This window comes from Paenibacillus aquistagni, from assembly GCF_900177815.1.
GTDB classification, from domain to species: Bacteria; Bacillota; Bacilli; order Paenibacillales; family Paenibacillaceae; genus Paenibacillus_B; species Paenibacillus_B aquistagni.
The window spans coordinates 14,396-36,944 of sequence record NZ_FXAZ01000002.1; the positions used below are offsets into that span (position 1 = coordinate 14,396).

17 protein-coding genes are annotated in these 22,549 nt (G+C 48.9%); 5 read left to right on the forward strand and 12 right to left on the reverse strand.

Annotated features, from left to right (window positions below; translation table 11 throughout):
• Nucleotides 1-18: 18 nt before the first annotated feature.
• From B9Y93_RS08770 to B9Y93_RS08805, 8 genes are all read right to left on the reverse strand, one after another.
• Nucleotides 19-873, reverse strand: a complete 855-nt coding sequence (locus tag B9Y93_RS08770) for an ABC transporter permease (RefSeq protein WP_370738966.1) — start codon at nt 871-873, stop codon at nt 19-21.
• A gap of 169 nt (nt 874-1,042) precedes the next feature.
• Entirely contained in the window at nt 1,043-2,716 is a 1,674-nt protein-coding gene (locus B9Y93_RS08775; protein WP_085494051.1) for an extracellular solute-binding protein, read from the reverse strand.
• A 100-nt stretch (nt 2,717-2,816) separates the two neighbouring features.
• On the reverse strand, nt 2,817-4,118 hold the full coding sequence (locus B9Y93_RS08780) for a response regulator transcription factor (protein ID WP_085494052.1): 1,302 nt from the start codon (nt 4,116-4,118) through the stop codon (nt 2,817-2,819).
• Nucleotides 4,093-5,865 (reverse strand): sensor histidine kinase, encoded by a 1,773-nt coding sequence (locus tag B9Y93_RS08785; protein ID WP_170936449.1) that lies wholly within the window; start codon nt 5,863-5,865, stop codon nt 4,093-4,095. Before B9Y93_RS08785 ends, B9Y93_RS08780 begins: the two co-directional genes overlap by 26 nt.
• A 195-nt stretch (nt 5,866-6,060) precedes the next feature.
• Nucleotides 6,061-7,575: a leucyl aminopeptidase gene (locus tag B9Y93_RS08790; protein WP_085494054.1), complete on the reverse strand. Its 1,515-nt coding sequence runs from the start codon at nt 7,573-7,575 to the stop codon at nt 6,061-6,063.
• A gap of 50 nt (nt 7,576-7,625) precedes the next feature.
• The gene (locus B9Y93_RS08795) at nt 7,626-8,867 is read right to left on the reverse strand and encodes a two-component system sensor histidine kinase NtrB (RefSeq protein ID WP_370738962.1); all 1,242 of its coding nucleotides are present in this window, start codon (nt 8,865-8,867) and stop codon (nt 7,626-7,628) included.
• 96 nt (nt 8,868-8,963) lie between these two features.
• Nucleotides 8,964-9,149: a hypothetical protein gene (locus tag B9Y93_RS08800; RefSeq protein ID WP_085494056.1), complete on the reverse strand. Its 186-nt coding sequence runs from the start codon at nt 9,147-9,149 to the stop codon at nt 8,964-8,966.
• Nucleotides 9,150-9,372: 223 nt separating this feature from the next.
• Nucleotides 9,373-9,780 carry a hypothetical protein gene (locus B9Y93_RS08805; protein ID WP_085494057.1) on the reverse strand — a complete coding sequence of 136 codons (408 nt, stop codon included), beginning with the start codon at nt 9,778-9,780 and terminating at the stop codon, nt 9,373-9,375.
• 228 nt (nt 9,781-10,008) lie between these two features.
• Between B9Y93_RS08805 and B9Y93_RS08810 the strand changes: the two genes are divergently transcribed.
• The 5 genes from B9Y93_RS08810 (at nt 10,009) to B9Y93_RS08830 (ending at nt 18,443) form a co-directional block, all read left to right on the forward strand.
• Complete coding sequence (locus tag B9Y93_RS08810) at nt 10,009-10,227, forward strand: hypothetical protein (RefSeq protein WP_085494058.1); 219 nt, start codon at nt 10,009-10,011, stop codon at nt 10,225-10,227.
• Nucleotides 10,228-10,443: 216 nt separating this feature from the next.
• Nucleotides 10,444-10,983, forward strand: coding sequence for a DUF4912 domain-containing protein (locus tag B9Y93_RS08815; protein ID WP_085494059.1), 540 nt, complete (start codon nt 10,444-10,446; stop codon nt 10,981-10,983).
• Complete coding sequence (locus B9Y93_RS08820; RefSeq protein ID WP_085494060.1) at nt 10,980-13,982, forward strand: 1,4-alpha-glucan branching protein domain-containing protein; 3,003 nt, start codon at nt 10,980-10,982, stop codon at nt 13,980-13,982. The genes B9Y93_RS08815 and B9Y93_RS08820 overlap by 4 nt, the downstream gene beginning before the upstream one ends.
• On the forward strand, nt 13,979-16,405 hold the full coding sequence (locus B9Y93_RS08825; RefSeq protein WP_085494061.1) for a sugar phosphate nucleotidyltransferase: 2,427 nt from the start codon (nt 13,979-13,981) through the stop codon (nt 16,403-16,405). Before B9Y93_RS08820 ends, B9Y93_RS08825 begins: the two co-directional genes overlap by 4 nt.
• Nucleotides 16,406-16,409: 4 nt before the next feature.
• A complete protein-coding gene (locus B9Y93_RS08830; protein WP_085494062.1) occupies nt 16,410-18,443 on the forward strand; it encodes a glycoside hydrolase family 15 protein in 2,034 nt (677 codons plus the stop codon).
• A 179-nt stretch (nt 18,444-18,622) separates the two neighbouring features.
• Here B9Y93_RS08830 and B9Y93_RS08835 read toward each other — a convergent pair whose 3' ends face one another.
• The 4 genes from B9Y93_RS08835 to mnmH all read right to left on the reverse strand — a co-directional run bounded on the left by B9Y93_RS08835 (nt 18,623) and on the right by mnmH (nt 22,502).
• Nucleotides 18,623-19,168, reverse strand: coding sequence for a peroxiredoxin (locus B9Y93_RS08835; RefSeq protein WP_085494063.1), 546 nt, complete (start codon nt 19,166-19,168; stop codon nt 18,623-18,625).
• A 221-nt stretch (nt 19,169-19,389) separates the two neighbouring features.
• Nucleotides 19,390-19,680, reverse strand: coding sequence for a hypothetical protein (locus B9Y93_RS08840; protein ID WP_085494064.1), 291 nt, complete (start codon nt 19,678-19,680; stop codon nt 19,390-19,392).
• A 274-nt stretch (nt 19,681-19,954) separates the two neighbouring features.
• Nucleotides 19,955-21,049 carry a 3-isopropylmalate dehydrogenase gene (gene leuB, locus B9Y93_RS08845; protein ID WP_085494065.1) on the reverse strand — a complete coding sequence of 365 codons (1,095 nt, stop codon included), beginning with the start codon at nt 21,047-21,049 and terminating at the stop codon, nt 19,955-19,957.
• A gap of 394 nt (nt 21,050-21,443) precedes the next feature.
• Nucleotides 21,444-22,502, reverse strand: coding sequence for a tRNA 2-selenouridine(34) synthase MnmH (mnmH, locus tag B9Y93_RS08850; RefSeq protein WP_085494066.1), 1,059 nt, complete (start codon nt 22,500-22,502; stop codon nt 21,444-21,446).
• Nucleotides 22,503-22,549 lie beyond the last annotated feature (47 nt).

Sequence of the window (22,549 nt, forward strand, 5' to 3'; positions counted from 1 at the left end):
GTTCGCCGCCACCTTTCGTTAGAATATGCGATAGTTGGTGAATCGATAAGCCATGTAATACGAGATGGAGACCAAGACGACAGACACGACTGACTTGAACAACCCAAAGGCAGCGGCTGGCGAGAATTGCTGATCGATCAAGCCCATTCGGTATACTAGCGTATCGATAACATCCGCACTTTCATAGACTAACGGATTGTAAAGCAGCAGAATCTGCTCAAAACCAGCGTTCAAGACAGAACCCAAGCTGAGGGTAGCCAGCAGGACAATAATTGGTGCGATGCCTGGCAAGGTAATATGGATAACCTGCTTCCATCTTCCCGCTCCATCAATTTCGGCAGCCTCATAAAGATTCGGATTGATCCCAATAATCGCGGCCAAGTACAAGATCATATTGTAGCCCATGCCCTTCCACACATCAGAGCCAATCAGAATCCCTCTGAACCAATTCTTATCCCCCATGAACATGATCGGATCAGATCCCATACTAGCAATCAAGGAGTTAACAGGCCCGTTCAAGGAGAAAATTTCAAAGATAACACCCGCAAGAATCGTCCACGAGAGAAAATAAGGCAAGAACACGCTTGTCTGAATCGTTCTTACAATCCAGTTCTTCGCTACTTCCTGCAGCAGCAGTGCTAGAATCAATGGCACAAGCAGTCCAAAGATGATCTTCAGGACAGCGATAATCAACGTATTCCATAGGACTTGATAGAAGTCCGGCATATGAAAAATGTACTCAAAGTTTTTAAAGCCTACCCACTTGGAGCCTAGAAACCCTTTCGTTGGTACATATTTTTGAAACGCCATCACTAATCCGAACATTGGCCCATAAGCATAAATGAGTGTCACAATGACACCTGGAATAAGCATGAGATGAAGCGGAAAAGTGCTTACTCGCTTGCTCGATCGGGGCTTAACGACCGTCGCTGGCTGTGTCTGTGCAGTATTCGACATTCAAGTTCCCCTCCCTTGGTCGTTATTTGGAAGGAGAGCAGCCTTGACCAAGCGAGCCTGCTCTTCCTCATCCTATCCGAATTTTTTATTTATTCTTATACCATTCATTGACTTCATCTGTAATATCCTGACCGCCGAGCTTCTTCCAGCTCTCCACGTACTTATCGAACTCGCTGCTTGGCGTAGAGCCCATAATGATCTTCGTGAACAGCTCATCTGTCATTTTGTTCAAGGACGTCTTCTTCTCGGTCATGGTCTCTGTTGCCGTTCCATAGAACTCATCAACAACATACGCTTTGTCTCTTAGCGTACGCGTGATGCCCCAACCTCCGTCTTTGGCAATGCTGCGCATGTAGATGCCCCAGTCGGAATTGTCCCCTTCGCCGGATAAATATTTTTTCGATGACTTAAACGCCTGCACTGAGGTAGGGTTCACAGAATCAATCTCCTCTTGCTTATTATCAAGAGCTGCGTTCACCTCGGTAAAGGCCTGCTCAAAGTCATAAGGGTTGTATACGCGCGGATCATACCAGTTGTACACATAGCCGTTCTCCGCTTTGACGTCTTCGGCATATTCCTTCTTTTGCATCTCCGTGTAGAAGTTCGCCATCTTGATAACCGCTTCAGGATGCTCATAGCCCTTGCGAACCACATAAATGCGGCTCATCCGCTGGCTAGGAACCAAGGTTTCTCCTTCTTTGCCGTTGAATGAAGGCAGTACTGCTGCAACCCAATCGGCATTAGGATCCTGATCCCGATTCATATTGAGCGGCCAGCCTGGATACCACCACTCGCCAAAGGCTATTCCCACTTTGCCCGCGACGATATCCTCAACCACTTTATCCATGTCTTTAAACGCAAATTCCTTGTCAAGCAGGCCTTTGCTGTACCATTGATTCAAACGCTCCAATGCAGCCTTTGTCTCCGGCTTGGTTTCCCCTGCAACCAGATTGCCGTCCTTATCCTTGATCCATGCCTTCGGATAAGCGCCCATCGTATAGAAGAAGCCGCGTGCATCAAAGCCCCAAGAGATGAGGTCCTTATGCAGCGCAAGTCCGTACGTATCAGCCTTGCCATTGCCATCTGGGTCTTGTGTAGTAAAGGCTTCTGCTACCTTTTCCAAGTCCTCCAGCGTCTTCGGTACTTCTAGATTCAACTTTTCAAGCCAGTCTTTGCGAAGCCACATAATCTGAGCAGACATGAACGGGTCCTCGAAGCTTGGCAGTGCAAGGAGCTTGCCGTCTTCACGGAACATATCGAGCGTTTTTCCACCGTCCGCTTCGACATAAGCCTTCAGATCTGGCGATGCATACTTCTCATACGCCTCTGAAAGGTCCTCCAACTGATCTTCGTCTTTAAACTTTTCATACTGCTCGAACCCAATGGTCATTAAGTCCGGAAGATCGCCTGATGCAACGGCCAAAGAGAACTTCTGCTCATATTGGTCGGATGGAACCATCCATAAATACTCAACTTCGATATTGAGCATCTCTTTAAGCTTTTGGTAGTACGCATTCGTTGCAGGTGTAATGTCTGAAGGTGTCTTAGGGTCCTCAGCCTTGCCATGACCGATGACCTGAGTCACTTTTACGGTCTCAGGATACTTCCACATCGGATCTGTTCCGATATCAGAAGCAATACTTTTGCTTCCTGTATCAGAAGACGCATCCGGCTTGCTGGCACACCCTGCGATGACGGACAAGGCAAGGGATAGAAGCAGGGTACCAACGATAAGTTGTTTGAATGTACGTTTATTCATAATGACCTCCCTCTAACGAATCAATGTCTACATCTTTAGGGTAAACCTCCTTGTATACGCTTTCAATTTCACATTTTTTACTTTGATATTGTTTTATTTACTACTTGCCATAATGGTCGCGGTACTCCTGCGGCGTCTGACCGGTCTGCTTCTTGAAGAATGTTGTAAAGTAGGATGGAGAATTAAAGCCCAGCCGATAGGCGATCTCATTAAATTTCATGCCCTCATCCACAATCCAGCGTTTTGCAGCCTGAAGCCTTGTTTCCGTGATATACTCAGATACATTCTGCCCTGTCACCTGCTTGTAATAGCGCGACAAATAGCTTGGATTCATATGCACCTTTTCAGCAATGCGAACCAAGGACAGATCATCTCCCAGATGTTCCTCAATAAAGTCATGAACCTCTTGAACCCAGCGCTCCGTTTGTTGATCCTGACGGGAGGCTCCAATATCAAGGATAGTTAGATGCGAGCTATTGGCCATACACTGATAAGCCTTCTGCTGAAGCAGTTCAAACTCGCGCTTCCAAGAGTCGAAGCAGAGCGGTTCTCGCTTGAACACAAACGATACCTCAAGTCCAAGCAGATGCTCCATCCGATTTTGAATATCCTCAAGAAAGCCCTTGACGTAGTTTGCAATTTGCTCCCAATTGTCACTCCCTGCTGCATTATGAAAAAGAGCCTCTTCTGTACTAGGCTGAATAAGCCACACAAACAGAGAGTCATGGGTTACAAAGCCGCTTGAACAAAGCATAGGCGGTACATACTCTTTAAATAAGTTGAGTACATAACCATAGCTCTGCACCTTCGCTTCCCACGATTGCTGCTGGTCCCATGAAGTATAGCCAATGAGAAGCATGAAAGGTTCATTCTCGCGTATCTCCCATTCATGTCCTCGTATAGTGGACACCTGAGCTCCTTTTTCCGACTGATCCAATAACGCCTTCAGCCATTCACTTGTCAGAAGCGGCCGTAAATAATGAAGCTCAGTGCTAACCTGCTTTAGAACATCACGATTGCTGCGCTCCATCTCCAGCTCATCGATGACGCTTTGAATAACGGCCAGCAGATGCTCATCCTTCTCCGTCTTCAAGATGAAGTGGGCGGCACGCTTTTTCATGGCGCTGTAAATATAATTAAAATCGCTGAATCCGGTCAAAAACAGCAAGCGGCATTTCGGCCAATACCGGATAAGATCATCCGCCAGCTCAAGCCCGGAGCGGCCAGGCATATCAATATCGCTAATGACGATATCGAGCTTCGTCTTCATAATAATATCCAGTGCTTCCTCAGGACCGTACGCCTTGCATAGATCGAGCTCGTTCTCATAATGCGCAGCGAGCAGCTGATATAAGCCTTCCACGACAATCGCATCATCATCTACGATAAGGATTCGGTACATTCTCTTCTCCCCCCAATTGCTTGATTGCCCTATTTACTGGCAGGCTCATGCAGACACATAAACCGCCAAGCTTGCTTCGTGACACCTTCAAACCACTGTCTTCGCCGTAGCGAAGCTTGAGGCGATTGCACACATTAATAAGGCCTGTCTTCTCGGTTACTGCAGCAGGATCTTGAAGCTTCTGATTCAATTGCTCAATCGTCTCATCAGCCAGTGTCTTTCCGCTGTCCTCCACAAAGATATCCAACGTATCGCCCTTCTGCTCAAAGCGCAGCAAACAGGTTTCCATCGTCTTGCCGCGCTCGAACGCATGCTTGAAAGCATTTTCAATAATCGGCTGTATAACCAAGCGCGGCACAGCCAGTTCAGCCAGTGCCTCTGGGATTGCTTGAATGTCCATCCGGATATAACGCGAGAACCGAATCTGCTGAATCTCGCCATAATCAACCGCATGCTGGTATTCAAGGCGCAGCGGCACCTCATCGCTCCCGCTTCGGGTAATGAATTCATAGTAATTCGCAAGCCGCATCGACAGCTCTGCAGCTCCTTCCATATCCTCAGCACGGCACATGCGGTACAAATTATAGAAGCCGTTATATAGAAAATGCGGATTGATCTGCGATTGAAGCTGCTTCAGCTCAGATTGCTGCAGTGCAAGCTTGTGCTCATAATTTTGCTTGATGGAGGCATTGAGCTCTTGCTTCATCCGTTCAAAGCTCTTATTCAAATAATTGAACTCATTGCTTGGAATTGAAGATCTCGTCGCAATCTGATTCGGATCAAGCTCAATCTTGCGAAAGGCTCGGATTAGATGGTGCAGCGGTTTATGAATCATCTGATTCACGGATAGCGAGAACACAACAATAATAATCAAGGCGGCAGCAGCCAATACCACAACAAGCCCGTTGTATTTGCTGATGACTCCCGTAATGGCCTTTCCGTCCATGTAGGTAAACAGAATGCCGCCAAGCGCATTGATCTTGCTGTAGATCACCAAATAATGCTGATCGCCAATTCGCAGGTCGAACCTCCCCTCCTGCCATCGCTTCTCATCCAATTGCCGCATCTCCGCCATAATGTCGCTTTGAATGGAAGCCTGTCCAGAGAAGTTAGCGGCGCTCTGCAGGCGATGATCAGCAATAAAATACCCGTTCTCGCCGCTCTTCGGAATAATGTTGTCGATCTGCTGCAATAAACGCTCAAGCGGAAGCTGGACGTAAGTCGTGATCGTGCCATTGCTTGTGCTCTCAATAAAATAAATCTGATTGTCTACCAAATAATAGGGCTGCTTGTTCTTCATATGCAGCAATCGAAGCGCTTCCCACTTGCTTGAAGCATCATACGTCCTCTTTCCCTTGCTAAGCGATACCATGCGATTAAGCGACTCGATGTGAACCGCAACATCCTCCACCAGCTCATTGGAATTGCGAATGCTGAGCATATTGCTCTGCAGCCGCGTCGTCAGCAGCAATTCCTCGTACTTTGGTATCTCTCCTGCACGGAAGTTCAGTTCAACGAGATTGCTGTCGGTAAGCAGATTCAGATGCTGATTGCGGATAAAGGCAATCTGATTATTCAGCTGATTGCGAAAGTAATACACTTTATCCTGCGTCGACTCCAACAGCTTCGAGCGAAGATAGGAGACGGCGTTCAGATTGATCGCAATGTTAATGGCTGTGATCGGTATCACTAATGCTGCGAATACGATAATGACTTTCTGGTAGACTTGCAGGTCAATCCTCTTCATATGAAGGCACCCCCGAAGCATCTATATATTAGCCATTATATCGCAACCGAAGAAGATGAATAGAAGAACCATGCTGAAATTGATCCTGACGCAGCAAGGAAAAACAAGACAAAAAGGCTTCCCTGCAGGCGGTTAGCCTGAGGAAAGCCTAAATGGACGATCATGAAACTCAAATATGAATGATAAGTTCGCGAACTAGTTCGAAACAATGTACTCCGCAATGGTGCGAACCATAGCGCCTGTTCCACCCTTAGGGTTCACGCCGCGCTTGCCAGGGATAAAGGCCGTTCCGGCAATATCCAAGTGAATCCAAGGCAGCTCGTCGGCGAATGTGCCTACGAACATGCCTGCAGTAATCGAGCCAGCACCGCCAGGAACGCTATTCTTCACGTCAGCAACATCACTCTTAATCATGTCCCAGTACTCTGGGTGATTAGGGAATGCCCACACATATTCGCCTGTACGCTTCGATGCTGCCGCGAACTGCTGGAAGAATACCTCATCATTCGTAACGACACCAGTCGTCAGATTCGCCAAAGCCACGCCTACTGCGCCTGTAAGAGTCGCTGCATCAATGATGCGGTCTGCACCAAGCTCTTTGGCATAGGTCATGCCATCAGCCAGCACAAGGCGGCCTTCGGCATCAGTGTTCAGCACTTCGATCGTGCGTCCGCTATAAGAAGTAATAATATCGCCTGGCTTCAACGCCTTGCCATCTGGCATATTCTCTGCGGAAGCAATCACACAAAGAACGTTAGCTTCCGGCTTCAGCTGACCGATGACAGCCATGGTGCCGAGCATAGCTGCTGCGCCGCCCATGTCGCAAATCATCTCGTCCATATTGCCAGCGCGCTTCAAGGAGATGCCGCCAGTGTCAAACGTAATGCCTTTGCCAACGAGACCGGTAACATCTTTCCACTCCGAGGTTCCTTGATACTTCAAGACGATCATGCGAGGAGGGTTCACGCTGCCTTTGCCTACGCCGTACAGGCCGCCCATTCCCTTCTCTTGGATCTGATTCTCATCAAGCACATGTGCTTCGAAGCCGTATGTCTCAGCAAGCTCCAGCGCATAGTCCGCGAGCGTGCTTGGAACGAGCGTGTTCCCCGGCAGGTTAACCAAGTCGCGAGCAATAGTGGTGCCAAGCGCGTACGCTTTACCAGATGCTGCTCCTTGTTGCCATTCCTCAAGGGATGCGCCTTCAACATTCAGGGTAAGCGAAGCAAAGGCATGAATAGGCTTCGCCCCTTTCTTATAGGTCACACGAGAATACGCGCCGAGCATAAAGCCCTCTACGATTGCATGAGATACAATCTTTGCGTTCTTCTCAACCGTAGCAGTAACAAGCTCTGCTGCAATATGTACGGCTACCTTGGAAGCTTGGAGCTTCATCGCTTCACGCGCAGCATCAGCAAGCATTATACGAATGTCATTAGCTGTAAGAGGTTCTTCCTTGCAGCCAACAGCGATCAAGAAACGCGCCTTGCCTTCGCGTACCGGAAATACATGCACGCTGCCATGCTTCGCTTCGAACAATCCCGTTGCTACTGCATCCTTTACTGCTTGTACACCAGGGATCTCCGTAAGCCCTGCTTCCCAAGCTGCTTTGGTTCCAAGTACAACAAGAGCATCCGCCTCTTGCGCTTGAACAGCGGTGGAAACGGCTTCAATCTGTAATTGCTCTAGTTGTGTTGCATTTGTCATCTTCATGAAAACCCACCCTTTTCGAAATGATTATCATGTTGCTGTCTCTTCATATATTATACCTGATAGGGTTGAGGTGCAATGCTGTCACGGGAGACAAGAGGAAGACGAATGATGAATTCCGTCCATTCTCCCTTCACGCTGTCGACCTCAATCGAGCCGCCATGATTGCGAATAATGCGGTAACTGACCGACAGCCCTAGCCCTGTGCCTTCATCTTTTGTTGTAAAAAAGGGATCAAACAGACGCTCTAGCGTGCGCTCGTCCATACCAGCGCCATTATCCTGGATGCAGATGGCGACATAACGTCCTTCGACGCGTGAAGAAATGGCTATTCTGCCTTTGCGCAAATGATCAATCTCTCGGATGGCTTCTAGTGCATTGCGCATCATATTCAAGATGACCTGCTTGATCTGCTTGGCATCGATGGCGACAACCTTTGTTGCAGATTCATGCTCATCTTCTAAATCTATCGTACAGCCTCTCATCAAGGCATCACTTTCAATAAGGAGTACAACTTCCCGGAGAAGCGAGGATATCGGGACTTGTGAAGTAAGGGGAGCTGTTGGCTTCGATGAATTCAAAAATTCAAAAATAATATCATTGGCTCGGTCAATCTCTGCAAGAATGATGCGGGCGTACTCTTCCTTGCCGAGCTGAACAAGATGCGGTCTTAGCAGTTGAATAAAGCCTCGGATTGAAGTTAGAGGGTTGCGAATCTCATGTGCGATTGCGGCTGCGATCTTGCCTAATATCGCAAGCTTATCGTTTTGTACGGCTGTCTGCTCGATGCGTTTGAAGTCGGACACATCCTTGATCGTAAACAAATAGTCCCCATCCATCTGCTCGCCATATGTCAACGTAACCATATAGGTTCGTCCATGACGATCTGTTATTTCATGGTAGCGCTTACGTCTTTGAATGGTTTCTCTATAGGTTCGAATCAATAATTTTCGCTTGTCTCTAGCAATCATCGGGTGTCTAAACAGTTCGAGGATCGTGCATCCCGCCAGCCGCTTGCGGGGAATTTGGAGCAGCTTCGCAGCTTCTACATTAATAAAGCTGAGCACTCCGCTCTCATCAAACAATACAACGGCGCTGTCCATCTGCTGTAGGATATTTTCATACTTGCTGGGCGTTTTATGTGTGTGCTCTAAAAATACATCGTGAGCAATCTCTTTCCAAGGTTCACGCATGTGGTTCAATGACAATACGTCCTCCTCCTTGTATTCACGTTCCGCCTTATCCATACACAGGCTCTCCATTACATAGGCAAAAGAGCGTCGACACATTATCATGAATTGTTCCGCATCCACATGAGGCAGGTATAATGAGGAGCCGTTCCTTATAAAGCAGCCGAGCCTCTGCGTAAGCTATCTTCATCGCATCTCATGCTAAATCATCCAATCTCGATCTGCGTTCAGTCCGCTTAGCATATTAGCGCACAGTCGCCTGCCATAAGCTCTGATCCACGCGGTCTGCTGCTGCCTCAGGTCATCGACTGTATTCAGGCTTGCATTCACCTCATTCAAGCAACAAGCAGTGAAGTTCCCCTGACTTTTCGAGTTCATGTCCATCATAGTGATGTCCACCATCAAAATCAACGCGAGATATTGTCGAATCTGAGCAGATAACGAAGAATCCACTAAAAGCTACCTAAAATTTTTTTAAGGATTCGTTGCGCTGATTGATATACAAAAGAACAGCTCCCTCCCGCCTAGCTCTGATTCCTGATGCCAACAGAGTCAAGGTCGTAAAGGAGCCGTTTAGGGGACAGCATCAATATACATAGGATCGTTCACGTTATTTGTGCTTTAAGAGCTGTGACTTGCGTCTGCTCATCAGGGCCAATCTTCGCTTCAGCTGCATTTCCCAAGACGTGTCTCCCCACTGCTTCGCAAGCTGCAGCAGATCAAGCGCTGAATCGATTTGTCTGCGTACAATCTCAAGGGGATCCTCCCCTTCATGATTGATACAGTTTTCAAATAAGGTCTGCTCTTCTTTCGTAACATAGTCTTTAAAGTCTACATCAAGAAGCCCGTCGGATTCCGCGAATTCGGCAAGAATCTCATATTCATTCTCTACCGAGTAATGAACCTCAATACGCTTGCAGACAGGGCATAACAGCAGAGGAACATTATGAATCCTTGTCCGATAATGCTTGAGTGATCCTAACGTCCCAATCATGCTTGCTCCGCAACAGAAACTCATATATTCTCCCTCCTCACCTGACTCATGAACACAACTCACTTTTAGAGATGAACTATAGGGATGTTGTGTAGCATATTCGCTATTTATGCTCCTAATTCCTGTTTGAGTATGAAAATGAATGCCTAAAAAGTAATCGCTTGCGTCTGATTGCTCCCACTCTCCATCGTCTATTATGCTTCATTGTCGCATATACATGTGGAACATTCCATTTGAACGGAGGGATAAAAAATGGGGATCATCCCTTTGTATCTTGTCTCCAAGCAGATCAACTATCTTGTATACGACGAACACAAGCAAGAATTGGTTGCACAGTATGCCTCTGGGCGAACAGAGATGTTTCGTCCATTCTCCAAGCAGTCTTATACGCTGCTGCTTCAATCCGACAACCTGTATGATGACTTTGTCAAAATGACACAGCAGCTGCAGGAAGTCAAATCCTCCACCTGATGAACTCAGCCTCCCCATTCTAGGCTGATTCACCTGTCGGCCCTCTAACGGCCTCTTGTTCCATTCTTTCAAAGATTCTCATTTTGTTTCATAAACATAATCAAGCGCTAATATCCATAATCAGTAAGGCTCAACTCTGCAGCCTTTTTTCCCCGCATGCACAGCAAAACATGATGCAGCTTGAATCACTGAAGCAAGATCTGAAAGGAGGAACCTATGTTTCATTCGCCGCTAACCGCTGTCTGGCCGCCAACCTATCGGCACTCTTTCATTCATCTGATGGTCCAGTCTCCTTATGTGCTGTTTGTTTATTGGGAAGTACATGAGCGGAAGCGGAATATGATTGCTGCCCATTATCGCATGCCTTGGTCTTCATTACCCAAATTCGTCCGCTTTTATGCATATGAAGAAGAAACGACCGCCTTCCATCGTCCTGCGATGATGATGGATGTAGAAGTTCATGAAGCATCGTCATGGTACTACAAAGAGGCTCATCCGCAGATGATGTATGCCGCAGATTATGGCATCACGAATCGAGAAGGCCAATTTGTACCTTTGCTTCGCTCCAACAGGGCATGCACTCCACTGAGCAAGTTCGCTCCAGAGGCAAATGTCCCTGAGGCTTCCTTGCAAGCAGCTAGACCGCAGGATGAGCAGCTAAAGCTCGCTTCTTCCACCTTATCCGATACGTACTCACCTTTCGATCTCTTTTCCACTTATACCCTTTATTCCAATCAAGAAGGAGCGAAGTCATGACGGAATACGACCTTGGCAGGGTTCTTCAATCTCATCAGCAAAAAGGGTATGTTGCGCTCATTCTTCATGCTCATCTGCCCTATGTGCGTCATCTTAAGCCAGATGATTTGATGGAGGAGCGCTGGTTTTTCGAGGCCATGACAGAGACTTATCTGCCGTTGCTTGATGTCTTTTGGCGGCTTAAGCAAGAGCAGATCCCCTTTCGCATGACCATCAGCATGAGTCCAACCTTGTTAGCGCTTATGGAAGATCCGTTAATGCAGGAACGTTATGCTGCACATTTGACCAAAGGCTTAGCACTTGCGGAGCAAGAGCTGCGGCGAACTGCTCATGAGACTGTATTTCACGAGACGGCCAAGATGTATCATCGACGGTGGTCCTTATGGCTGGAGAGATACCAGGGGCTTGAGTGCAATCTTATTCCAGCGTTCAGGCGGCTGCAGGAGGATGGCTTCATCGAGATTATGACCTGCTCGGCTACTCATGCCTTTTTGCCTTTTATCAAACATCCAACACTCGCCCACGCCCAGATTGAGGTCGGCTGCCAAGAGTATGAACGGCACTTTGGCATAAGGCCTCGCGGAATGTGGCTTCCCGAATGCGCGTACTCAGAGGAGCTCGCCTCCATGCTCACTGCATGCGGCATTCAATACATAGTTATCGACCACCATGCACTTCGGTTGTCAAGTTCCAAGGCTGCAGCGGCATACACGCCTGTCCAAGCCCAAGCTTCGCCTGTAACGGCCTTTGCCAGAGACCCGTATTCTTCAGAACAAGTATGGAGCAGCCATGAGGGATACCCCGGAGATCCTGACTACCGGGAATACTACCGGGATATTGGATATGATCTTGGCTGGCACGATGAGGACGAATGGTCGTATATTAAGCCATTTTTGCTCTCTGACGGCACAAGGATAAATACAGGGATCAAGTACTACCGAGTAAGTGCTGCCGGACAGCACAAGCAGCCTTACGTCGAGGCGTGGGCTCAAGCAAAAGCAGCCTCGCATGCGAAGCATTTTTTGGATAGCCGTGCTGTTCAGTTGAGCAGCTCAGCTTCAGATTCACCTGCCCCGCCGATCATCGTATGTCCTTATGATGCTGAGCTATTCGGTCATTGGTGGTATGAAGGCCCTCTCTGGATCGAAGCTTTGTTCCGCGAGATGCATCGCCGGCAGCAGAGTGACAAGACGTCCTTTTCCTTGATCGCGCCCATCGATTACCTTCAAGAGCAGCATCCCATTGAGCGATCCGTGATTCCTACCAGCAGCTGGGGCCGCGGAGGTTATGGAGAGGTCTGGCTTCAAGAACAAAATGATTGGATCTACAAGCATCTTCATCAGACCGAAGAACGCCTGCTACAACACTTCAGACGAATGGAGAAGCAGTCTGAATGGGGGTTCTCCTTGCTGCAGGACCGAATTCGCGCTCAAGCTCTCCGTGAGCTTTTCTTAGCACAGAGCAGCGATTGGGCGTTTATCATTGATGCCGATACGGTACCTTCCTATGCAACCGAACGAACCAAGCAGCATCTCTTACGCTGCAACTCCTTGCTGGATATGCTTGATTCTGGCGTATATGACGAGGTCATCCTTCACGCCATGGAAGCAGAAGTCCCATGCTTCCCTGCCCTTCAACAATCGCTTCAAAATCTATATCATGCTGGGTTAGGCCATCCGCAAGATGATCGCGATGGAGAACGATATGTCTTGCGGGACATCGAGCAGCAGGGGATCTCGCTTCAGCAGCGGCAGCGAAAGCCACCGTGCCCGCAGCACGAAGCCTATCCGCCATTCAAGCGAGTGCTGATGCTTGCTTGGGAATATCCGCCGCTTGTTGTTGGGGGACTATCTCGTGCTGTGTATGATCTGTCACGGCATCTGGTTCATCAGCAGTGCGAGGTTCATGTGCTTACCCGCTCTGTTCCTGATTGTGCTGCTTATGAATGCATGGAAGGGGTCCATGTCTATCGTGTTCCGCTTCCGACTAGCGTCAGCTCCATTCAATTCATGGATTGGGTGCTTCAGATGAATATCGCTCTTGCGGAAGCTTGTGATGAGTTGATTCAAGCGGGATATGTGTTTGATTTCGTCCATGCCCATGACTGGCTTGTGTATGGCGCAGCCAAGAGCATCAAGGAGCTGTATCAGCTTCCTCTGATCTCTACCATCCACGCAACCGAGCACGGCCGCAATCACGGCACGATTACGAACGAGCTTCAGCAGCGCATTCATGAGCTGGAATGGTCTTTAGCCAATGAATCTGAAGAAGTCATCGTTTGCAGCCAAGCCATGGTCGAAGAGATCGAGAAGCTTTTCCACGTGCCCGAGCAGCATATCCATTTGATTCCAAACGGGGTGGAATGCCGCTTGCAGGAAAGCTCTATCTATAACATAAGCCGTATGCCTACACAGGAGCTTCAGCACTTTCGCGCACAATACGCTGCTCCTGATGAGCCCATTCTCTTTTTTATCGGGCGCTTGGTATATGAGAAAGGCATCCATGTTCTGCTTCACGCACTCCCTCTCGTTCAACAAACGATACCGAAGGTGAAGCTTATTATCGCCGGAACAGGGCCCATGATGAATGAACTGAAGTCGATCATCGCATCTCTCCAACTAGATGGAGCTGTCCACCTAACCGGATTCGTTGACGATGAGGTCAGAGAGAATCTATTTTTCATTGCCGATGTTTGTGTCTTTCCAAGCTTATACGAGCCATTTGGCATCGTGGCCTTAGAAGCCATGGGGGCGGGCATTCCAGTCGTTGTATCCGATACGGGGGGGCTTGCTGAGATTATCGACCATGGGGTAGACGGATTCAAGGCGCTTCCTGGACACACGGAATCATTGTCTTGGCATATGGCAGAGCTGCTCAGCAACCGTGAGCTTGGTCAGCAATTTGCCAGTCAAGCGCTGCACAAAGTGAGAACAAAGTACGACTGGAACACGATCGCATTAACGACTAGATATGTTTATGAAAGGGTGATCGCTCAATGAAAGCCGTCATTATGGCTGGTGGGAAAGGTACTCGCCTTCGCCCCCTTACGCTGAATACGCCAAAGCCAATGGTACCCCTCTTGAATCGACCTTGCATGGAATACATCATTGAGCTGTTGAAGCGGCACGACATTCATCAGATCGCGGTCACCGTTCAATACTTGCCTGAAGTGATTCGCAACCACTTCGGCGATGGATCTGCTTACGGCGTAGAGCTGTATTATGCGGAGGAAGATACTCCCCTAGGAACCGCCGGCAGCATCAAGAACGCCGCTGAATTCCTTGATGAGACGTTCATTGTGATTAGCGGCGATGCACTAACCGACTTTAATCTAAGACAGGCAATTGATTATCACAAGGACAAGGATGCGCTTGCGACCATGGTTCTGACGCAGGTTGATTCTCCACTTGAATATGGCGTCGTCATGACAGATGAGAGCGGCAGAGTCACTCGTTTTCTAGAGAAGCCGAGCTGGAGTGAAGTATTCAGCGATACCGTCAATACGGGCATCTATGTGCTGGAACCCGAGATTCTAGATTGGATTCCAGCAAATTGCTCTTATGATTTCAGCCTGAATCTGTTCCCCGAGCTGCTATCAAACAACAAGGCGCTTTACGGATATGTAGCAGAAGGCTATTGGTCGGATATTGGCAATCTTCAGCAGTATCGCAAGTCACAATTCGATATGCTTGATGGTCATGTGCATGTGCCTATCCAAGCCAATGAGATTATGCCCAAAGTCTTCATTGAACCTGATGTCTTGCTGCCTTCCACCCTTCATGTACAAGGTCCAGCATACATTGGCGCTGGCTCAAGCCTGCATCCGATGAGCAAGATTGGCCCTTATACCGTCTTAGGAAAAGGCAACTCCGTGCTTGCTTCTGCTGGCCTTGAGCGCACGATCGCTTGGAACGGCAACTATATCGGAGAAGGAGCCGAGCTGCAAGAGACGCTGCTGATGGACCGTACTGTGGTCGGAAGCTGTGCCCAGCTCCAAGAGGGAGCAGTCATTGGCAGCTCTTGCACGATTGGCTCCAATGCTTCGATCAAATCCAGCGTAAGGCTGTGGCCGAACAAGACTGTACCCGCCAAAGGCATTGTTCATACTTCAATGATCTGGACAGAGCCGACGAATAAGTCCTTCTTTCAAAGCAAAGGCGTAATTGGCATCCCCAATATGGAGCTTCATCCTGAACGTGTCAGCCGTTTGGCAGAGGCATATGGTTCAACGCTCAGAGCAGCAGCGCCTGTACTGATTGCCGCTTCGCCCCATCCTTATTGCGAGCTATTGAAGCATGCGGCTGGCAGCGGTCTTCGTACGGTGGGCATTCATGTGCTCGATCTGGGCTGCGCCTCAGAGGAGGTCACTCGTTATGCCGTGCAGCATCATCAAGGCCAAGGCGCGATCCACATCTCGCTGACCGAATCCGCCACTTCGCCTGAGGTGCTTATTCAATGGATGGATGAGCAGGGCAAGCCGATAGCGAAGTCCATGGAACGAAAGCTAGAGAACGCCTATTACCAAGAGGACTATCCGCGGATGCCTTGGAATCGAATCGGCGCTTACCGAGCCTATCAGCATGCCGATGAAGATTATCTGAAGGCGCTTGAGGCGCATGTGGACTTTGCCAAGATCCGTGAAGCCAATCTCCGTTATGTGCTGCATCTTAGCTCGCGGCAAGAGCATCCATTGATTAAGCGGTGGACAGAGCTTGTGGGCGGTACAGGACTCCTGACTCAGCATACCCATGAGCCCGAGCTTAACATTTTGGAAATTGTGCACCACACCCATGCGGACCTAGGAATCTTTCTTGAAGAGGATAGCCAGTTGTCGCTCATTACCCCATCTGGCCATATACTGAATGATGATCAAATGATTGCCCTAATCATGACAGCCATTGCTTCCTCTGCGCCTAACGCGGTGCTTGGCGTGCCATCCAGCATGCTTGGAAGCATCCCTTCTTCATTACAAGCCAATACCGTGCAGGTAAGGCGGACGAAGGAGTCCTTGCGCAGCATAATGGAGGACACCACCGGACTGCCATTCTCCCCTTTTGCATACCGATTATATGCATTAAGCCTGATTCTCTACTATATGGCCAATGCGAGAATAGGGCTGGATACCATTGCCGAGATGCATCCCTATGGCTACACCGCTAAGGAAGAAGTCATTTGCAGTTGGAATGAAAAAGGGGCATTGATGAGAGAACTGATGACTTGGGTCCGTTCTTCGGGTCAAGAAGCGGAACTGATGGATGGCATTCGCATTCAAACTGCCGAAGGCTCTGTACTGATTCTGCCAGATCAAGATGAGCCGCTGTTCCAGGTGTTTGCTCAATCCGACAGCACTGCGCAAGCTAAGCTTCTGGCCCACAGCTATGCTTCACTGATCAATCAATCCCACCAACAGCTAAGGAAGTGATAAGGTGCCGCGTTACCTTGTCGTAGGCAACGGAAAATGTCTAGTGAACTTGGATCAGCACGCCTACATTCGTGATCTGTATTTTCCCTACGTCGGACAACTGAATCACGTCGGCGGTTATTCTTGCCGATTAGGCGTATGGGTGGAGGGCTCCTTTCGCTGGCTTGACGATTCCAAATGGGAGCGAACGCTTGGTTATGTTCAGGAGTCGCTCGTGACGGAGGTTATTGCTTACCATCCAGAGCTTCAGATTACACTGACGATGAATGACGCCGTCCATCAGCGAGAGCCAATCTATATGAAGCGAGTCTCCGTGACGAACCATGCTGATCACGAAAGGGAAATTCGTCTATTTTTCCACCAAGATCTGGCTATCAATGAGACCGAGGTAGGCGATACCGCTGTCTACTACCCTGAGAACCACACCGTGTACCACTATAAGAAGGATTGCTACTTTATGTTCAATGCATGCACGGATCAGCCCCTCGCTTCTCATATGCTCGATCCATTAGGGGATGAACTGCCTGCTTTGGAAGGCATTTTTGAGTTTACAACGGGCATCAAGCGTTTTCACCATGCTGAGGGCACCTTTAGAGACGCCGAGGATGGGAGCCTCATGATGAACCCTATCGCCCAAGGCTCTGTGGACAGCACGATCAGCATTCGCGCATGGTGCCCAGCACAAGCGAGCTCGACGCATTATTACTGGTTTGCGGCAGGGCACCACTTATATGAAGTCAAACGACTGGATCAATACGTACGCGATAGTCATCCGGGACGCTTAATCGATCGGGTGGAAACGTACTGGAGAAGATGGGTCAACAAGAAGAACCCTGACTTTGCTGATCTTGATCCTGCACTCATTCGACTTTACAAGCACAGTCTGCTGATGGTGCGTACCCAAACGGATGCGAACGGGGCTATCATTGCAGCCAATGACACCGATATTATGCAGTTCAATCGGGATCATTACAGCTACATGTGGCCGCGGGACGGCGCTTTAGTCGCGATGGCGATGTCCTCTGCCGGCTATCATGGCATGATCGCCCCCTTCTTTCGCTTCTGCGAAAGAGCGCTGACGGATGAAGGATATTTGAAGCACAAATATAATCCGGACGGAACGGTCGGCTCAAGCTGGCATCCTTATCTTCATGACGGCAAGCCCCAGCTTCCGATTCAAGAGGATGAGACCGCACTCGTGCTGCATGCGCTCTGGCACGACTACAGCTGCCACGGCGATATCGAGCTGGCGCAGTCCTTATATCCCTCGTTCATTCGCAAGGCAGCCCGCTTTCTCCTCCACTATCAGGAGGATCGGCTCCATCTTCCGCTGCCTAGCTATGATCTGTGGGAGGAGCGCTACGGCATCTTCACCTTTACCGCCTCTGCGGTCTATGGCGGCTTGCTGGCCGCTTCGCGCTTCGCTGCTCTCTTTGGCGACGACGTTCGTGCTGAACGATATCTTCACGGCGCGGAGCGCATCAAGCATGGCATTCTCACCCATCTGTGGAATGCGGAGCAGCAATCTTTTGCTAGAGGATTGTATCGCAAGGATGGACAATGGCTGCAGGATATGACGGAGGAAAGCAGCATCTTCGGCATCTATGCCTTCGGTGTCCTTCCCGCTTCCGATGCTCGTGTCAGCTCCACGATGCAGCGCCTGCGTGCAAGGCTGAAGAATAAGATGAGCGTCGGCGGCATTGCACGCTACACGCAGGATTATTACTTCCAGCGCTGTCAAGAGATTGATACAGCGCCTGGGAATCCATGGATCATCTGCACCTTATGGTTCGCCTCTCATGAGATCGAAGTAGCCAGCACGCTGACCGAGCTCGCTTCTCCACTGGAGACACTGCGCTGGGTCGAGCGCCACAGCCTGCCTGGCGGAGTACTCTCTGAGCAGCTTGATCCCTATACAGGAGCACCCGTATCGGTCGCTCCTCTCACATGGTCCCATGCTACCTATGTGGATACCGTGCTTAAGTATATCGCGAAGTATCGGGAGCTGGAGAAGGCTGCCAACGCATCTTGCCCCTAGATCAGCTCGACACGCCAATCAAGATCAGGCAGCTTGCAGCCTTACAATAAAACACCTTCAAGCTTATCTTCCTATCCATCGATAGGGGAGAACAATCGCTTGAAGGTGTTTTGTCTGTTCACGAATTACCTGATTAAAGACACAATCTGTCTGTTTCATCCAGGCTATGGATATTGGGTTTATGCATTCAAGTTCTTATCGCCAGGCTTCCAGTTGATTGGGCATAGTCCGCCTGACTGCAGCGCCTGCAGCACGCGCAGCGTCTCTTCTACAGATCGGCCAACATTATTATGATTGACAACCTGATACTTCAGCTCCCCCTCTGGGTCAATAATGAACAATCCGCGAAGGGCTACTCCCTCTTCTTCAATTAATACACCGTAATCGCGTGCCACATTCTTCGTGATATCTGAAGCCAGAGGGAAGCTCAGCTTGCCTAGTCCATTATTCTCAATCGGCGTATTGATCCATGCCTTGTGACTGTGAATAGAATCCACGGACACCCCTAATACTTCTGTATCAAGCTTCTTGAATTCATCATAAGCCATACTCAAGGCTGTGATCTCTGTTGGGCATACAAAAGTAAAGTCTAGCGGGTAAAAGAACAGCACGAGCCATTTACCACGATAATCGGACAGCTGAGCAGCGCCAAAGCTTTGTCCATCTCCAGATGCGGTCTCCATATTAAAGTCTGGAGCCGGTCTTCCAACTAATCGTTCTGCCATTATATTGGCCTCCTTCATTATGTACACAATTGCAAAGGTAACAAGAGAACAAGGTGAATCGTGAAACGAAAGGCCGGATTATCACTTTGCCATCATCATTGCGTTGCTGATCCGTTATGTTCTATGAATTATTCTTCCACATTTCCTAAAATCGATAACATGAACAAGGCTTCGCATCAACTTCAACTGCTTCTTCATGAACCACTTTCTGCTTGCTTCGCTTAAAGGGGCAGCAGGCCCTGACGCTCAACTGCCGGCTTGCAAGTGCTGCACACTCCTATAACTCTGCCGTCATTTGTTGCATAGAAGGTGAGCTTCTTACCAGGTTCTTTGCAGCTTGAGCACTTCTGACCCTTGGATTTCCCTTCATGAGCCGCAGTAGATCTCATCTTCTTGACCTGTGACAGCGATACAACCTTGCTGCCTGCTGATCTCTTCCTCTTTATACTCGTAGCTGCCACAATGCCGATGAATACGAAGCAAAGCAGCACACCGGCTATCTTCAACATCATGCTTGTACTCTCCTTCCTTCCTCCTTATCATACCTAAAGATCAAGTGAGTTCACAACTTCACAAGCACCAAATACATAAAAAACTGTGCGAACCTAGGGGAACAAGCTCGTTCCTTCCATAAGCCGCACAGCTTTTTTCTACTTATTTATATAATCTTCTACTTCCTTATATAATGTTCTACTTATTTATACAGTTAAGCGTATCTCAACGAATAAAAAGTTCTTCTATCCGGCCATTTCCATTGAACTGAAACCGTGTGGGTCTTCCCGCTGCTTAAGCCTTCACCTGCAGCTTCGTCAGAGCGTCAACGATCAAGTCACCCATCTTGGTCGTACTGATGGCCTGAGCACGATCTGCTGCAATATCGCTTGTACGATGGCCTTCATCCAGCACCTGCTTCACTGCTGCTTCAATGGCGTTCGCTGCTTCCTCATAACCGAAAGTCAAGCGGTACATAAGGGCAACAGAGAGAATTGTAGCAATTGGATTTGCAATGCCTTGACCCGCAATATCCGGCGCGGAGCCGTGAACCGGCTCATACAAGCCATAGCTGCCTTCGCCAAGGGAAGCAGATGCCAGCATACCGATCGAGCCAGTCAGCATTGCCGCTTCGTCGCTAAGAATATCGCCAAACATATTTTCCGTCACAATGACATCGAAGCTTGCCGGACGGCGCAGAAGCTGCATAGCGCAGTTGTCAACCAATACATGCTCAAGTTCAACCTCAGGATATTCCGGTGCAATGCGATTGACCGTTTCACGCCATAAGCGGGAGGTCTCCAATACATTGGCTTTGTCTACAGAAGCAAGACGCTTGGAGCGCTTCATCGCCACATCAAAGGCTTGGCGAACGATTCGTTCTACTTCGTGTACATTGTATACGCATGTATCAACGGCTTCCTCGCCTTGCTCGCCTTCTCTGCGGAACTTCTCGCCGAAGTAAATGCCGCCAGTCAGCTCACGCACAACGATCAGATCGGTGCCTTCGAGTACTTCCGGCTTCAATGTAGAAGCTTCCTTCAAGCAGTCGAATACGACCGCAGGACGAATGTTGGAGAATAGCCCTAAAGCTTTGCGGATGCCTAGAAGTCCAGTCTCAGGACGAAGCTCCTTCGTATTGTTGTCCCATTTCGGACCGCCAACCGCGCCAAGCAGTACAGCATCTGCTCGCTGGCACATGTCAAGCGTATCCTCTGGAAGCGGCGTCCCTTTTTCATCAATAGCAATGCCGCCGAACAAGCCATGCTCGAATTCAAACTGAAGTCCGAACAGCTCCTCTGTACTCTTCATTACCTTAATTGCTTCAGCAACCACTTCTGGTCCGATTCCGTCCCCTGCAATTACAGCAATCTTCTTCACATCTGCCATCTCTATTCACTCCTCCAAACGGGCCTCAAGCCTTCGTATCCTTCTCAGTTCTCATCACAAGTAATTCTCACATTTCGATCAAACGTAATAGATAATACAGTTGTACCATATGAGCGTTGCCTTTGACCAAGATATAAAATCTATCATCTTCATAGGTATTACCTATAATCACTCCTATCGTGTAGTACAAAGCTCTCATCTCGTCTACTGTTCACCCGTTGAACGAACAAAGAAGCCTGCCTATGCTATACATCAGGCAGACTTCTTATTGGTCGATCATTCATGCTACTTGCTCTTATTCCCTGTACGGCTCTTTCAGCCGATGGTAATAGAGGAATCGCTCGCTCAAAGTACCTCATCGTTCTTGATTGCTTGCTATTGTGTTGATTGCTTGCTATTGTCTTGATGGATTGCTCGCTGCTGTAACTGATCTTTGCTGCAGCAGACATGCCACTTGCGTCTTGGCCTCCTCAAGCGTATCCGCTTCAATCAAAGTACATGCTCCCTCATAGGACAATGCTGCATGCTCATACCGAGGATCATAATAATATTCCATCATCAGCTGTACAGCCTTCTCATAGTGCTTGTGCTCTAGAAGCTGTGCAAGCTCGTGAGCAATAGGCGTGTGCAGACGTCTGCGAATCCGTTCAAAGGCTTGGACAATCGCTTCCTCATGCTCATCAGGCGAGTAATCCTCCATGATGACCTTGACTCGTTCGCTGATCGGGAGATGAATATGGACGAGATCACCCTTTGCTTTAGCGTTCATAAGTGCCTCAGGGAGCACAACCTTCCCAATTCTGCGGCTCTCCGCCTCCATCAGAACAAATGGCTTTTGCTGCTGCTCAATACGATGCTTTTGCTCCACATATTGTGCATCGAACATCTTTTGAGAGGTGGGGAGAAGTCCAATATGTCCAAAAATAGAGCCCCTATGCCCCGCCAAGCGCTCTAAATCCATTACGGGATACCCTTGTTCTTCAAGATGCTGGAGGATTGCCGTCTTCCCTGTGCCCGTATAACCTGAGAGCACAACGACAGGCGTGCTCCATTCCTGTTCGACCCGCTCCTGAATAAATCGGCGATAGCTTCGGATTCCGCCTTGCAGCCGATAGATGGTCATCCCCATTAAGCTCATGACCGTGGCCATAGTGCGGCTTCGCATCCCACCACGCCAGCAATATAGAATAATCGGGCCTTTCAGCGCCTTGAATTCGCGGTATAGATCGGGAAGCTTCTGTGAAGCAATCGTCAGCCCTCTTTCTTTGGCGTGATCCACGCTTACTTGCTTATATATCGTTCCGATCTCACTGCGCTCCTCATTTGTGAACAACGGAATGTTTATGCTACCAGGAATGGTAAACTCCTCATACTCCCCTGGCGACCTCACATCAACAAGCGTTGCCCCTTGCTCACGAAGCGTGAGAACGTCTTCTAAGCTTATATCTCTCATGCTGTCACCTCAGCCTGCCTGCTTTTCTTTATCCGTAATCATCATGT

Excerpts from the sequence above, each read along its gene's own strand:
- B9Y93_RS08770 (WP_370738966.1), bottom strand. The coding sequence starts at position 873 with ATGCTTATTCCAGGTGTCATTGTGACACTCATTTATGCTTATGGGCCA.
- B9Y93_RS08775 (WP_085494051.1), bottom strand. The coding sequence starts at position 2,716 with ATGAATAAACGTACATTCAAACAACTTATCGTTGGTACCCTGCTTCTA.
- B9Y93_RS08780 (WP_085494052.1), bottom strand. The coding sequence starts at position 4,118 with ATGTACCGAATCCTTATCGTAGATGATGATGCGATTGTCGTGGAAGGC.
- B9Y93_RS08785 (WP_170936449.1), bottom strand. The coding sequence starts at position 5,865 with ATGAAGAGGATTGACCTGCAAGTCTACCAGAAAGTCATTATCGTATTC.
- B9Y93_RS08790 (WP_085494054.1), bottom strand. The coding sequence starts at position 7,575 with ATGAAGATGACAAATGCAACACAACTAGAGCAATTACAGATTGAAGCC.
- B9Y93_RS08795 (WP_370738962.1), bottom strand. The coding sequence starts at position 8,867 with ATGATAATGTGTCGACGCTCTTTTGCCTATGTAATGGAGAGCCTGTGT.
- B9Y93_RS08800 (WP_085494056.1), bottom strand. The coding sequence starts at position 9,149 with ATGATGGACATGAACTCGAAAAGTCAGGGGAACTTCACTGCTTGTTGC.
- B9Y93_RS08805 (WP_085494057.1), bottom strand. The coding sequence starts at position 9,780 with ATGAGTTTCTGTTGCGGAGCAAGCATGATTGGGACGTTAGGATCACTC.
- B9Y93_RS08810 (WP_085494058.1), top strand. The coding sequence starts at position 10,009 with ATGGGGATCATCCCTTTGTATCTTGTCTCCAAGCAGATCAACTATCTT.
- B9Y93_RS08815 (WP_085494059.1), top strand. The coding sequence starts at position 10,444 with ATGTTTCATTCGCCGCTAACCGCTGTCTGGCCGCCAACCTATCGGCAC.
- B9Y93_RS08820 (WP_085494060.1), top strand. The coding sequence starts at position 10,980 with ATGACGGAATACGACCTTGGCAGGGTTCTTCAATCTCATCAGCAAAAA.
- B9Y93_RS08825 (WP_085494061.1), top strand. The coding sequence starts at position 13,979 with ATGAAAGCCGTCATTATGGCTGGTGGGAAAGGTACTCGCCTTCGCCCC.
- B9Y93_RS08835 (WP_085494063.1), bottom strand. The coding sequence starts at position 19,168 with ATGGCAGAACGATTAGTTGGAAGACCGGCTCCAGACTTTAATATGGAG.
- B9Y93_RS08840 (WP_085494064.1), bottom strand. The coding sequence starts at position 19,680 with ATGATGTTGAAGATAGCCGGTGTGCTGCTTTGCTTCGTATTCATCGGC.
- leuB (WP_085494065.1), bottom strand. The coding sequence starts at position 21,049 with ATGGCAGATGTGAAGAAGATTGCTGTAATTGCAGGGGACGGAATCGGA.
- mnmH (WP_085494066.1), bottom strand. The coding sequence starts at position 22,502 with ATGAGAGATATAAGCTTAGAAGACGTTCTCACGCTTCGTGAGCAAGGG.